Source organism: Streptomyces sp. NPDC002209, from assembly GCF_042890265.1.
In the GTDB taxonomy this organism is placed as follows: domain Bacteria; phylum Actinomycetota; class Actinomycetes; order Streptomycetales; family Streptomycetaceae; genus Streptomyces.
Window position 1 is genome coordinate 1 of record NZ_JBIARX010000037.1, and the last position, 12,879, is coordinate 12,879.

10 protein-coding genes and 1 pseudogene are annotated in these 12,879 nt (G+C 70.5%); 7 read left to right on the forward strand and 4 right to left on the reverse strand.

What is annotated here, in order from left to right:
* Window positions 1–91: 91 nt before the first annotated feature.
* Window positions 92–1,090 carry a helix-turn-helix domain-containing protein gene (locus ACFYXK_RS33755; RefSeq protein WP_389414625.1) on the reverse strand — a complete coding sequence of 333 codons (999 nt, stop codon included), beginning with the start codon at window positions 1,088–1,090 and terminating at the stop codon, window positions 92–94.
* Between the two features lie 333 nt (window positions 1,091–1,423).
* On the reverse strand, window positions 1,424–1,828 hold the full coding sequence (locus ACFYXK_RS33760) for a hypothetical protein (protein ID WP_389414626.1): 405 nt from the start codon (window positions 1,826–1,828) through the stop codon (window positions 1,424–1,426).
* Between the two features lie 345 nt (window positions 1,829–2,173).
* Between ACFYXK_RS33760 and ACFYXK_RS33765 the strand changes: the two genes are divergently transcribed.
* From ACFYXK_RS33765 to ACFYXK_RS33775, 3 genes and pseudogenes are all read left to right on the forward strand, one after another.
* Window positions 2,174–2,854, forward strand: coding sequence for an SMI1/KNR4 family protein (locus ACFYXK_RS33765; RefSeq protein WP_389414627.1), 681 nt, complete (start codon window positions 2,174–2,176; stop codon window positions 2,852–2,854).
* A gap of 210 nt (window positions 2,855–3,064) precedes the next feature.
* Entirely contained in the window at window positions 3,065–3,697 is a 633-nt protein-coding gene (locus ACFYXK_RS33770) for a hypothetical protein (RefSeq protein WP_389414628.1), read from the forward strand.
* A gap of 326 nt (window positions 3,698–4,023) precedes the next feature.
* Window positions 4,024–4,149, forward strand: a pseudogene (locus ACFYXK_RS33775) (SSI family serine proteinase inhibitor); the annotation flags it as partial.
* Window positions 4,150–4,977: 828 nt separating this feature from the next.
* Here the strand turns inward: ACFYXK_RS33775 and ACFYXK_RS33780 are convergent.
* Both ACFYXK_RS33780 and ACFYXK_RS33785 read right to left on the reverse strand, forming a co-directional pair.
* The gene (locus ACFYXK_RS33780; RefSeq protein WP_389414629.1) at window positions 4,978–6,696 is read right to left on the reverse strand and encodes an amidohydrolase; all 1,719 of its coding nucleotides are present in this window, start codon (window positions 6,694–6,696) and stop codon (window positions 4,978–4,980) included.
* A gap of 203 nt (window positions 6,697–6,899) precedes the next feature.
* A complete protein-coding gene (locus tag ACFYXK_RS33785) occupies window positions 6,900–7,046 on the reverse strand; it encodes a hypothetical protein (RefSeq protein ID WP_389414630.1) in 147 nt (48 codons plus the stop codon).
* A gap of 205 nt (window positions 7,047–7,251) precedes the next feature.
* On the opposite strand from ACFYXK_RS33785, the gene ACFYXK_RS33790 reads away from it, so the two are divergent.
* From ACFYXK_RS33790 to ACFYXK_RS33805, 4 genes are all read left to right on the forward strand, one after another.
* The gene (locus tag ACFYXK_RS33790) at window positions 7,252–7,650 is read left to right on the forward strand and encodes a hypothetical protein (protein WP_389414631.1); all 399 of its coding nucleotides are present in this window, start codon (window positions 7,252–7,254) and stop codon (window positions 7,648–7,650) included.
* Between the two features lie 126 nt (window positions 7,651–7,776).
* Window positions 7,777–8,742, forward strand: coding sequence for a phenylalanine 4-monooxygenase (locus ACFYXK_RS33795; RefSeq protein WP_389414632.1), 966 nt, complete (start codon window positions 7,777–7,779; stop codon window positions 8,740–8,742).
* A gap of 312 nt (window positions 8,743–9,054) precedes the next feature.
* Complete coding sequence (locus tag ACFYXK_RS33800; RefSeq protein ID WP_389414633.1) at window positions 9,055–9,849, forward strand: hypothetical protein; 795 nt, start codon at window positions 9,055–9,057, stop codon at window positions 9,847–9,849.
* A 736-nt stretch (window positions 9,850–10,585) separates the two neighbouring features.
* The gene (locus ACFYXK_RS33805; protein ID WP_389414634.1) at window positions 10,586–11,614 is read left to right on the forward strand and encodes a hypothetical protein; all 1,029 of its coding nucleotides are present in this window, start codon (window positions 10,586–10,588) and stop codon (window positions 11,612–11,614) included.
* Window positions 11,615–12,879 lie beyond the last annotated feature (1,265 nt).

Here is a 12,879-nt window from a genome sequence, read left to right on the forward strand (position 1 = left end):
ACCAGCCCAGGCCCTTCGTCTGGACGAAGACCGCCGACGAGATCCTCGACAAAGTCGCCGCCTACTGCCACCGAATCTCTGACTCAGGTCACTAGGAGTCGTCCGCCCCGGCCAGGTCTTCCGCCCGGGCCTGTCTGCGGAAGGCCGCGGGCGGCAGGCCGTAGGCCTCGCGGAACGCCCGGCTGAACGCGGACGCGTGCTGGAAGCCCCGCCGGGCGCCGATGACGTGCACGGGCACCTCCAGGTGCAGCGGGTCCGCCAGGTCCTGGCGTGCCCGCGCGAGCCGCTGGCCCTGAAGGAAGGCTGCGACCGTCGCCCCGTCCCCCTCCTGCTGGAACACCCGGTGGAGATAGCTGACGGAGATGTGGTGGGCGGCGGCGATCGCGGGGACGTCCAGCTGCGGATCGTCGGCGTTGTCCCGAATGAAGGCCATCACGCGGAGCGCCAGGGCGCGCCGGTGCGTCTCCGGGGTCAAGGACCGGTCCGCCTCGAGGACGCCGGCGAAGAGCGAGGCGACGAGATCGGCCAGTACGCCGCTCAGGCGCGGGCCCTCGGCCGGCCGGTAGGACCGGCTGTCCTTGGTCACCTGGTCGAGGAAGGTGGCCAGCAGGGCCCCCATTCCCTCCCGGGCCGAGATGCGCTTGCCGATGACCCGGCCGGCGGTGTGCGGGGGCAGCGGCAGCAGCGCCTTGGGTACCTCGACCCCGATGATCTCGACGGAATGCGGGCCGGAACTGATCTCGAACGGCCGTGACGTGTCACTGGTGTGGATGTCGAACACACCGTGCACCACGGTGTCCTTGCCCAGCGTTACCGCTCCCGCCCCGCGTTTGATCAGCGAGAGGTGGAACGCCTCGGGGTCCGACCTCGCTATCAGCTTCGGTGTGCGCAGCCAGGTCAGGGGACGGCATTCCATCGGATAGACCGTGATCCCGCCGAGCGAGATGACGCGCTGGTTCACCCAGAAGTCGGCGGCGTACTCACTGCGCATATCCATGGGCGCATGAGTCTCCGACATCAGGGCCCGCCAGCTGTCGAAACGGTCGGCGGGCGCTAGTTCCGCGCTGCGGAACGTTCTCTCGGGCAGCATGATCACGGGTTTACACCGGCCGTGGCGGCCCGCGCAACAAGAGCCGGGGCCCCGGGGCGCGGGCGGCGGGGCGACTCTCCGTCAAGACGCTGTGCACGCCAGGGCAATGCGCGGTGCTCCGGGGCTTGGCAGAGTGGGCGCCGGAGGGTCGGTGAGGGGACGGGAAACCGGAGCCCCCGCCGACGACCGGGGGCTCTCGCGTTCCCGGCACTGAGCTGACGCCGCCCGAGGACGGGGGTTTCGGGCGGCGTCAGCTCAGTGCCGGGAGCAGGCCGTCCAGACGTTTGGGGCAGCCCCGCCCCAGGCGGGGCTGCCCCAAACGGGGAGTGCTGACTACTTGGCCAGCCGCTTCGCGATGCTGATTCGTGCGTGGTCGTCCCGCAGTTCGCGCGGCCAACGCTCATCGATGACGACTGCGGCTTCCCTACATGCACCGCATGCGTTCAGGCGTTCCGGGAGCCAGAGGTAGTCGGACGGACCAATGCCGGGGAGCTCGATCCCGCACAGCGTGTTTTCGAAGAAGCCGAAGGCGTGAGCAGGATCGGGAGGCAACCCCTCCGCGAGCGCGGTCTCCCAGCGACGGTCCACGGGCGCATACGGGGGACGGGAGACCTCGAACCACTCGCCGCCCACATGGGTCACCGCGCAGCACCAGGAGCAGGACCAGATCTCCTCAGCCCACTCGTTCGGATCCAACGGCCACTGCCACATCAAACGCCCGCACACGTCGCACTCCACAGCGCGATTCTCACACGATCGGGTCTTCCGCTCTGAGAGCTCTGAGCGCCCATCCGTCCCGGATCCCTTAGTCCGGAAAAGTTCCGTGGCGATTGCGGAGGCGGTCGCACGCCGCATCTGAACCGCGTGGGGCGGTGCGTACGGAGTCGATGTCGAGCACCACCTCATCGACCGTCCGGTCCTGACCGCCTCCGGGACCGGCTGACAGGCGCTTCTCGGCCGGAGCAGGCGGCGCGCTGTTGCCGCGTGCGATTGCGAGTTGCGGTCAGGCAGCCTGCGCTGGGTGCCCAGGCGCGGCGGGAATTTCCGGTGCCGGTGCGGTGCGCGTCTCACTATCGTGTGCTCATGAGTGAGGACATATGGGCGGGAGTGCGGGAGCGGGTGCTCCGGCTCGCCGAGCATCCCGGAGCAGACAAGGTCTTCGGGGCGCACGGGCATGGCTTTCGCCTCGGTCCGGTCATGGGCGAGGAGCAGCTGCGGGCATTGGAGGCGGACCTGGGTGTTGGTCTGCCCGCGCAGTATCGGAGCTTTCTGCTCCGTGTCGGGGGCGGGGGAGCCGGCCCCGACTACGGTCTGATGACACCGGCCCTGGGCAGCGGTGGGTGGCAGTGGGTCGGCATCGGGCTTGCCTACCCCGCGCAGCCGACCACCGCCGAGTTCGCCGGGCGGCCCTTCGTGGCCGAGGCGCTGCAGAGTGAGCTCACCGCGCTCGAGACACAGGAGCCCCAGAGGGACGCCTTTGCAGCCGACCAGGCGTTCCGTCGCGCCTACGCGGCCTGGGATGCGCGCTACGAGGAGCTGTATGACGCGCAGGAGGCGGGCGCGGTATTCCTCAGCGAGCAGGGATGCGGCTATGCGTCGCTGATGGTGATGACGGGCCCGCACCGAGGCTCCATCTGGGAGGACCTGAGACCGGCAGACCAAGGGATCGCATCTACCGGGCATGACTTCGCGCACTGGTACCGGAGTTGGCTCGAGCGCGCAGAGCAAAAGCTCGATGTCACACCACCTTTGGGCCTGACGTAGCGTTCGGGCATGAGCATGTCGCAACCTCCCGGCCCTTATGGGTCTTCGCAGCACCCGAATCCGTACGGTGGACAGCCGCCGGCCCCGCAGTCCGCACCCCATCCGCACCAGCAGCCGTACTCGGGTCACCCCTACCCGCCGCAGCCGTATCCCGGTCAGGGTGTGTGGGGCCAGCCCCCGATGGGCCCGCCGCGCAAGAACTTGCCGGGCATGGTGATCGGGATCGTCGCGGGCTCGTTCGTGGTGCTCGGCGTCCTCGGATTCGGCGTGAGGCTGCTGGCGGGGGCCGGATCCCTGGCGAGCGGAGCCGGCTTCCCCGAGGCCCGGTACCGGCTCACCGTTCCCAAGACCATGCTGGACGGCGAGTACGAGCTGGTCCAGGACCTGTCGGACACCGAGGGCAAGAAGGCCCTGAAGGGCGGCTCCGACTCGAAGATCCGCAATCCGAAGCCGGTCGTCGGCCAGTACAACTCCAACTCCCCGAAGGGACAGGGCGCCCTGGTCTTCTCCGGGATGTATGGCCAGTTCAAGGACCCCGAGAGTGCCCGCAGGAAGATGCTGGGCGGCGCGGCGGACGCCGAAGGTGCGACCCTGGCGGTCCCCGCCCGGGAGATCACGCCCCTCGGCTCCGGCATCACCCTGTCCTGCCAGGTGCTGACCATGAGGCAGGGCGGCGCCGAGAGCACCCTGCCGATGTGCGCCTGGGCGGATGAGAACACCGGCGCCTCGGTCGGCGTGGTCACCGCGGAGATCGTGGGGCAGAAGCCCGGGTCCGTTGACCTGGCCAAGGTCGCCGAGACCACCCTGAAGGTGCGGGCCGAGTCCCGGCAGCCAATCGGCTGACCGCCGCCTTCTCCCGCACTGAGCCGAGTGTGTGCGGACCTCGAAAGCGAGAGATCGCAGGCCCGGTCGGGGCGGGGTGGGCGGCGGACCGTCTCACGGAGGCCCTGGGCGTGCCAATCCCTCTTCCACGACGTCGAACTGTCGGCTGCCCCAGGATCGGCGCTGATCATTCTCAGACGACTTCCCGGAGGCCGCCGGACGCCAGCCGTCGCTTAACGTATGCGCTTTACGGAAAGTGAGCCAGAGCCCGTTCTCGTGAACAAAGCCATGGGCGCTGACCCTGCGCGCACGCACATCTACAGCGGCGACTCCGTCCGCTACACCATCGGGGGTATCGCCCCGTCACCGTGACCGCAGAGGGTGTGTGGGAAGGCAAGAGGGTGCGGTACGAGGAATCCTTCACCAACTGGTGTGAGCTCCAGAAGCAGCGTGGCCTGGTGTTTGAGTTCTGACCAACCACGGCGCGCAGTCACAGCCACATTCCGGTCATCGGCCGTACGTCTGGTGGCAGAGGGCGGCCACGGCGGGGCTGGTGACGCCGTGCGCGGCGCGGCACAGCTCCCTCATGTCCCCGGCCCCTGCCCCGGGGGCGTGTACCGGACGGTGCGGTGCGGGCGTATGCCTCGGCCGCTTCGCCTTCCTGGGCTTGGGCTTGGCGGCGGGGCGCACGGCGGGCCGGGGCGGGGTCGTCCGGCGCGGCCGGACCGGGCCGCCGTCGGTCCTGTGTTTGGGAGCCGATCGCCGGGCGGGCGGAGTCTCGGCGGCCGCCTCGTGGGCCGCGGGCGCGGGATGGGCCGGCGCGGGAGCACGGCCGGCCTCCGCAACGGCGCCGGCCGGAGGTGCAGCCGCAGACTCGGGCATGGAGGAGAGGGGTAGCGCCGCCCCCGTGTCCGGCCGTGCGGGCCGGAGGTCGACGGGGTGCTTGTGGTCTTCCGCTACCGCGACGGGCGAGGCCCCGGCGGGCCGAGCGGGTGCGGGATGGACGGTGACGCATCCCGACGTCGCGAGCAGCGCGACAAGGAGCTGGGGCAGGCAGCGGCGCATGCCGCCACCGTGCCGCACACGCCCCGCAGGGTGCCTCTGACGGGCCCGCTGCGCCCCTCGGATGGATGATGCGATGGCCGTCCTGCAGAGCGGCCTCCGGCTGGTCTGCAGGACCCTGGAAGAGGGTCAGGCAGCCGCGAGGGAGGCGCCGTGACGCTCGGACCGCCGGTGGAGACGACGCTGGCGCAGGCCGCGGAAGCCGTGCCGGGCCCGGTGGCACTGAGGGGCGCGCCGGTTCAGCAGGAGCAGCCCCACTGCGGGGTGGGTGCGGTCGACAGGGTTCCGGAGGCCCGGCCGGTGGGTGCGGGCGGGTGGACGGTGGTGCCGGCCTTGATGGTCTCGATCACCTTGATGTCGCGGATCTGCTCGGGGTCGACCGTCAGCGGGTTCGCGCTGAGGATGACCAGGTCCGCGAGCTTGCCGACCTCGATACTGCCCTTGCGGTCCTGCTCGCCGTACTGGTGGGCGGCGTTGATGGTGATCGCGCGCACCGCGTCCAGGGCGGAGACCTGCTGGTCGGGGCCGAGGACGTGGCCGCTGCGGGTGCGGCGGGTCACCTGGCTGGACAGCACGGCGATCGAGTTCGGCAGCGCCACCGGGGCATCGTGGTGCGAGGTGTAGCGCAGGCCCTTGTCGAGTGCCCAGCGGGCTGGGGAGATGTTCTGCGCCCGCTGCTCGCCGAGGACGGTCTTGCGGTACCAGTCGCCCCAGTAGTAGGTGTGCATCGAGAAGAAGGACGGCAGGATTCCCAGCCGAGCGAACGCGTCGACCTGGTCCTGGCGGGCGGTCTGCGCGTGGATCGCCACGGTCGGCCGCCGGCCCGGCCCGGCGGCCTCGACCGCGTTGAGGAACTGGTCGATCGCCGCGTCGCCGTTGACGTGCGCCAGGACCTGCCAGCCCCGCTCGACCGCCGTACCGATCTGCTTGGCCACCACCGCGCCGTCCGGCACCGCCGGGTACCCGCAGTAGCCCTCGGGCTGTCCGGGCGGCGGCGTCAGGTACGGCTCGGTGAGCCAGGCGGTGCGCCCCTGCGGCGAGCCGTCCAGGACCAGCTTCACGCCGGCCGCGCGGACGCCGTCCACGTACTCGTCGCTCACCCCGATCGGGTCGTCGAGCGTGGACGAGATCGCCTCGTGGGCCTTCACGTACGCGACCACGTCGACCGGGAGCGGCACGGCGGCGGCCGTGTCCCGCAGCGCCTTGAGGTTGGCGAGGGTGGTGCCGCCCTCCTGCACGGTGGTGAAGCCGAAGCTCGCCGCGGTGGCCGCGCCCGTCGCGAACAGCATCAGCAGCTCCCGTTCCGGGAGTCCCGCGAGCGCCAGGTCCGAGGCCGGGGTGAACGCCTTCTCCTCCAGCACGCCGTCGGGCTCGCCGTACGAGGGCGGGACGGCGAGTTCGCGCCGCCGGATCACCCCGCCCTCGGGGTCGGGTGTGGCGGCCGAGTAGCCGAGCCGCTTCAGGCCGAGGCTGTTGACCGCGCCGAGGTGGAAGGACTGGTGGATGGCGAGCACCGGGCGGTCCGTGGACACCTCGTCGAGGTCGTCGCGGGTGGGGTGCCGGCCCTCGGCGAGCATCGCGTCGTCGTACCCGAAGCCGATGATCCAACCGGAGTCCGCACCCACCGGGCCCGCAGTCCAGGAGCGCAGCTTGTCCTTCAGAGAGGCGAGGTCGGTGACGTCGCCGTCCGGGTCGGCGAGCAGGTTGGCGATGACGGCCTGCAGGCCGATGCCTCCGAGGTGCCCGTGCGCGTCGATGAACCCGGGCAGCAGAGCGCGGCCCCCCAGGTCCCGCACGACGGTGCGCGGGCCGCGCCAGCGTTCCAGCACCTCCCGCTCGGGGCCGACGAAGACGATGGTGCCGTCCTTGACGGCCACCGCTTCGCCCCGTTCGTCGCCGCGCGCCGCGAGCGTGACGATGTCACCGCCGTGGAGGATGAGGTCAGCCTGCTCGGCCATGCTGGTCTCCCGTTCGGTAGAAGGATGGTGAAGCCGGCCCAGAGCCTAGAAGCGACGTGGGCAAACTGCGCCGAGAACGGCCAGACTTCACCGGAACGGGGCAAAGCGGTCGGGGAGCGGCCGGGAGGCTCCCCCACCTCCCGCCTTGCGATGCACGCACCCAGACGCCGCGGCCTGATCCGACCTCACCCACAAGACAGGCCCTAGACGAGCGGCGTCACCAGGTATCGGCGCCAGCCCGACCCGTCGCCGTGCACCCCGAGCAGCCCACCCTCGTACGCGCCATGCTCGGCCGGAAGTACGGCGAGCCGCCGTCCCTGCTCCAGGCCGCCGAAGACCTCGGTCTGCACCCCGTCCTCATGCGCTCCCTCACACCGGACGTCGCCACCGACCCAGCTCCGCGTCGTAGCGCCCCCGTGATCAGTCTCGCCGCCCGCCGCCGCAAAGGCGCACGCCTTCAGGCCCTCTGACCAGCTGCTACTGCGCGTTCGTGGCCTGCGGCCACGACGAGACCGGGTTCATGGACATGGCTGAGCTCCGCGGCCGGCGGCGCCGGTGAGCCTGCAGCCGTACGCGGTCCGCATTTCGTCGCCGGCCGCAAAGGTCCTCGCCGCCCTCCCCGAACACGCGGAAGAGACGGTGTGGGACGTACTGGATGCTGCTGCTGCCGACCCGTGGGGCTTCCGCCAGTGGGACGCCGGTGACCCTGAAGGCGAAGGCGTCCGTATCGCGTCCGCCGGCCGCCCGTCCGTCGTCTACTTCGCCAACCGTCCGCTACGGCACCTGTCCGTCCTGGACATCGTCTGGCTCGGCCAGCCATCCGACTACCGAGAGTCGGCCGCGCCTGATCACCTCTGCCGGGGCTGGCCACTGCGTGGGCAGCCCCAGCGGCTGTTTCTGAACCCGGAGCATCGCGCCCGGCGGGGCCGCGTGCGGGGTTGGTTGGGTCACTGAGTAGCGTTGCGCTGACTGTGTGCTATGCAATGATCCGCGCGGCCTGCTGACCGCCTACGTGGCGGTGTCGGGGTTCGCGCAAATGACGTGGGGGTGCACGCGAGGGCACGGTAGTCGCTGGTCCGGGTGATACAAGCCGACCGGGCAGATGCCCGGCACGCCAGCGGTCATGATCCTTTCGTGATCGATTGGATGAGTCTGACCCCCTTGGATCCGGTCGGCTTGGAGCTGGGTGATGCGTGCCGGCATCCCGGGTTCGCCGATCCCGTCTACCTGCGCCGCCGCAACCAGATCACCGCGCTCGCGGCCGGGCACATGGTCGGGGAGCCATATGAGCCGGTTGCATACACCCCTGCCGAGCATGCGACCTGGCGCATCGCCCACGCCGCGGTGCGCACGGCGCAAGACGTCTGGGCCTGCCCGGAGGTCCTGGAGACGCGGGAGGCTGCCCTGATCCCGGCCGACGGCGTCCCACAGCACTCTGAGGTCTCCGACGTCCTTCAGGCCCTCACAGGGTTCCGGTTCACCCTCGCGGGCGGGATTGTTCCCAACAAGCGGTTCCTGGGCGCAATGGCCGACGGCTTCTTCCACGCCGTCCAGTACGTCCGTCACTCCGCTCTCCCTCTCTACACCCCGGAACCGGACGTTTTGCACGACGTGTTCGGGCACGGCGTCCACCTTGCGGATCGGTTCTTCGCTGACCTGTACCGCACCGTCGGCCGTGCGGCAGCCCGCGTCGAGAGCGCCGATGCCCTGGACTTGATCAGCCGCGTGTACTGGTTCACCCTCGAGTACGGCGTTGTCCTGGCAGCGGGCCGGCCGAGGGCCTATGGGGCGGCCCTGCTGTCCTCCTCCGGGGAGCTCGCCCGCTTCGCCCGTGCCGACCTGCGTCCGTGGAACCTTGCGGATCTGGTCCGCTTGCCCTACCAGGTGGCCGGTTACCAGCCCGTCTTGTTCACCGTGGCCTCACTGGCCCACCTTGCGGACGTCCTGCACGGCTTTCTCGACGACTTCGACGAGGAGACCGGCGCCCGCCACAACCTGCCGGTGCAGGCCGACCGAGGCTACTTGGCCCGCCCACGGGCACACTGACCGCCCGTCGGCCCCAGCCGACGAGGCCTCCACCGCGCGGAGCGCATCCTGGCGGACCGGCCCGGGCGGGGGCCGTGCCGGTGCAGACCCGGCGCGGGGCACTGGCCCAGGACCGGTGGCCGGACCTGCTGGCGGCCCCCGAGCAGCAGTTGCCCCACGGGCCGGCTCCTCGATGTCGTCTGGGACGTGGAAGCGGGTCGGTTGTCGTTCGAGGCGTTGCAGCGCCGGGCGGCCGCCCGGCGCCGGCGCCTGTGCGCCGCCAGAGAATGGCCATCGTGACCCCCTGCGGGGGCCGGCATATCCCCGTCTGTGATGATCGCTCCGGTTGACGAGGAGGACATGATGGGTGACTGGGTAGAAGAGCCGACGGGCCGGCACCGCCTGGACGGAGGTGGTGTCCGGTTCCGGAGCGGCGATGTGCTGACGCTCGAATGCCCGCTCACAGAGACCACAGTCGCTTCGGTCTCTCGCTTCTATGTGTCCGTACGGTGGCCGTGGAACGACGTCGATCCGGAGGCGCGCAGCTTCTGCTGGAACGGCGAGACCGCGCTGCCCACCCCGGAGGCCTTCGACTGGGACCGTACCTACTTCCGTACTGTGCCGGCGGAAACAGACCTGAAGGCTGGCGACACCTGCCTGGTGGGAATCGCGCCGACGGTGGTGCATGTCGCGTCCGTCCACCACTTCGACCCCCCTCTGGTGACCGGCGTGCTGCCCCGCCCAGCCTGCTACCTCGAGATCCTGCGGCAGGGCGAAGCCCACGATCCCGAGATCGAGGACCAGGGATACGCCCTCGACCCGGTCGGCGGTGAACCGATTCGCATCGAGTTGCTGTTCCGCCCCTACGCCTTCCTCGAGGCAGGCGACGAAATCGTTGACCATGACGGGCGTGCCTGGCGGTTCGACGGCCCCTGGGGCTGGCATCCCTTCGACGGCCAGCAGCCCGCCATCCCGGCCTGGCCACTGGTACTCCTCTCCCGCAACGGCGATCCGACACCCGAGGACACTGCGACGGTCGCCCAGCAGACAAGGACAGGCAGCCACGAAGAGGAGCTGCAACGTTGGGCCCGTCTCGCTCTCGCCAGGCCAGCCTGTAACCAGCCGTAGTCGAACCAGGCCAGAAAGCCCAGCCCCCGCTTCCTTCAGTGGTGGTATGTGCACCTACCGATGTCGCTGAATTGCACACGCTGCAAATACCGACCCTTCACCAGTGAAGACGGGACGCAACAGAAGCGATCATCGGCGCCGTCACCGGCACCCTGACCGCCTCGGGCTCCTCGTCCTCGGCCGCCACACGACCAGAACGGCTGGCTGCGCGCGGTCGGCCGGACCGTACCGCTGCGCCCGGACATCTCCCGGCAGGTCGGCGAGCACCTCGCCGCGGCCAGTCCCGGTCACCCTTTTGAGGGGGGCGCCTCGACTTGGGGGAGCCGTGACGTCCTGGACGTGGTGCTCGTTCGCCCGGACCTGGTGGCGGAGGTCAGCGCGGACCGGGCGGTTGACCTGGGAGTTTTCCGTCACCCGCTGAGGTTCCAGCGAATCCGCCTGGACGTGACCGCCGGTGATGTCCCGCCCTTCGGTCAGGGGTCGGCTGCGGCGGCTGGCTGACCGGCCCGGCGCGCGCCGGCGAACGGGCCTCTTGGGGGTCGGCACCAGTCGGTGCCGGCCCTGCTTCGTGTCCCCCGCAGGGGTGAATCCGGCCCTCGCGTACGCGTAGGCGGCTTGTGCAGTGTGCCCCCAACTCACCCTAAAATCAGGGCTATTGACAGCAAACGGGTTCTTTCGGCATGTTTCCAGCGCGGCTCGGTGGTCGGCCTCTGGTTGTGTGATCGGAGTGCGGTTCATGGCGCGTTCGGTACGGGAGCAGTACGACGAGAACCAGGCCGCGGGCCGACTGCGGGTGCCCCTCGCCGCCTGGCGGTGGGCGGCCGGCTCGGGCCTGGTCCCGCCGGCGGACGCCGGCCCGGGGTTGTGGTCGCGGGCGGTGGTGGAGGCCGCCGGCCCGGAGCAGGTGCGCGGCCCTGCGGGGCCGATCGGTGCCGGGGTGGCGGCGGACCGGCTGACGGAAGCCCTGGGGGTGCCCCTCCCTATCCTCCGGCCGAGGGTGACCGCCTCGGCGGTCGGCCACCTCGTGAGGGCCGGTCTGCTGGTCTACCTCGGCGGTGACAGGCAGTTCCCCGACGTCCATCCGGACCAGGTGGCAGCCCTCGCCCGCCGCCGGGACCTGCCCGCCCTCCTCGACCGGCACGTCCCCCTCGGCCCGGACCAGGCCGCGCGCCGGCTCGGGGTCCGCCGCACCGACTTCGACGTGATCGCCGGCAGGCTTGGCTGGTTGGCGCCGGTCGCCTCCGTGGACATCGACTACAAGCACCACGGCGGGGTGACCACGGTCCCCATCTACGACGCCCAGGGGATCGCGCTTTTGGAGGTGGTCCGCCCCTCCATGGGCTGGCGGGCCGTGCGCACCGTCACGGCCGGCCGCCGCTCCCCGCTCGCCGCCCTCCACCCAACCGCCCCCGGCGCTGACCGGGTGTTCTTGGCGGAGGTGGCGCGGATCGCCAGGGTGGACCGGGCCGCGGTAGTGAACTGGCGCCGTCGGCGCCCCGATTTCCCCGACCCGGTGGCCGGTACGGACATACACCCGAAGTTCGACCGCCGCCAGGTCGTCGCCTGGCTCCTCGCCCACGACAAGATCGAAGTACCCACCGGGCCCACGATCGCCTCGCTGATGCAGGCCGGGCCCGGCGGCGCCACGCACCGGTTACCCGTGGCTCGCCCTGGCCGACGACGCGGCCGGGGAGTTCGGGACGTCGCTGCGCCGGCTGACCGCGCCCGGTACGGCCCGTTGGCAGTGATGGGGAAGTGCGGGTGATCGACCGGTTCCGGTCGGGGGCGGGCGGTCTGCAGGCGACGCTGGTGAGGCCGGCCGGCCTGCGGGGCGCCACCGCGGAGAGGCTGGGGGGCGGGGGGCCGGCACGGGGTGGCGTACGCGGCTCGGGGGAGGCATGCGTGTGCAAGCGGTACGACCGCGGGGGAGCTGTCCCCGTCTCCTGGTGCGCCGAGCAGGGGGACGTGGTCGGTCCGGTGGTGAAGTGGCACCCCGGCGGCGGTATCCGCTGCACTGCGCTTGCGCGGTCGCGTGCGAGTGCGAGCGTCTCGGACCCCGACTGATCTGCGGGGAACAAGCCGTGGTGGCTGACCCGTCGGGGATGGCCACCTGCAGTGCGGCGTCGCTGGGTCAGGCAGCCACAGGGCGGCGCGCAGTTCTCCCCATTTCCCGTGGCTCCCATATGTGCGAGCAGTACGAGCTCGAGCTTGTTGGCTGGAAAGGGCTGGTTGCCCATCAGGTACGCGCAGGTGAAGGTGAGGTCATGAACAAACTGTCATCTGTGCGCAACAAGCCGATGAAAGCACTCGGTGTCCTGCTCTTTGCCGGTGCGGCAGCCCTCATGGTTTCCGGCCCGGCTTCGGCCAGCACCGACTGGCAGGTTGTCACTACCGACTCCGGGGCCCCAGGCGGAATCGCTCAGTGGGAAGGCCCGGACACGTTCAGGGTCTGCGACAACCAGGCTGACGGACTTCGCGCTTGGGGCCGAGCCTCGTGGACCGACAGCGGGGGCACCCACTACGTGTCCATCGAGGACGCGAACGGGGCCGGTACGTGCACCACGGGTCACACGATCTCCTTCAGCGGGAGCACTACCGTCCACCTGGACATCTGTCTTCGATCCGGTCCCACCGGGGCGATCCGGTACTGCCGCAACGGAAGCGGGCCGGCCAACTGAAACACGGCTGGACAGACCAGATGGGCTCTCCAGGGTTATCTGCTGGGTAAGGTTCGCCTGATCTCAACTTGTGCGACACAAGACGGAGAAGCTCCCGGACCACACCGGTCTGAGGGCTTCTTCTCCGTGGCAGGTTCTGTGGTGGCTGGTCATCCGGTGGGCTCTGCGCACGGCCAGCAGCAGCCGAGGATGAGGGATGACGTAACCGCGGTCCATGCGGCAGGTGGGGCAGGTACGGCGGGCTTTCATGGCGGCGGCTAAAGGGTGTTGCAGAAGGCTCGGCGCTGGGCATTTTGCCTGTATGGGTGGGGTGTTGCGGGCTGAGCTGGTGTGGGTGGAGACGTTTACCGGA

Bases quoted from the DNA above. Each gene is read 5' to 3' on its own strand.
- ACFYXK_RS33755 (WP_389414625.1), bottom strand. From the start codon at position 1,090: ATGCTGCCCGAGAGAACGTTCCGCAGCGCGGAACTAGCGCCCGCCGAC.
- ACFYXK_RS33765 (WP_389414627.1), top strand. From the start codon at position 2,174: ATGAGTGAGGACATATGGGCGGGAGTGCGGGAGCGGGTGCTCCGGCTC.
- ACFYXK_RS33770 (WP_389414628.1), top strand. From the start codon at position 3,065: ATGGTGATCGGGATCGTCGCGGGCTCGTTCGTGGTGCTCGGCGTCCTC.
- ACFYXK_RS33780 (WP_389414629.1), bottom strand. From the start codon at position 6,696: ATGGCCGAGCAGGCTGACCTCATCCTCCACGGCGGTGACATCGTCACG.
- ACFYXK_RS33800 (WP_389414633.1), top strand. From the start codon at position 9,055: ATGATCGCTCCGGTTGACGAGGAGGACATGATGGGTGACTGGGTAGAA.
- ACFYXK_RS33805 (WP_389414634.1), top strand. From the start codon at position 10,586: ATGGCGCGTTCGGTACGGGAGCAGTACGACGAGAACCAGGCCGCGGGC.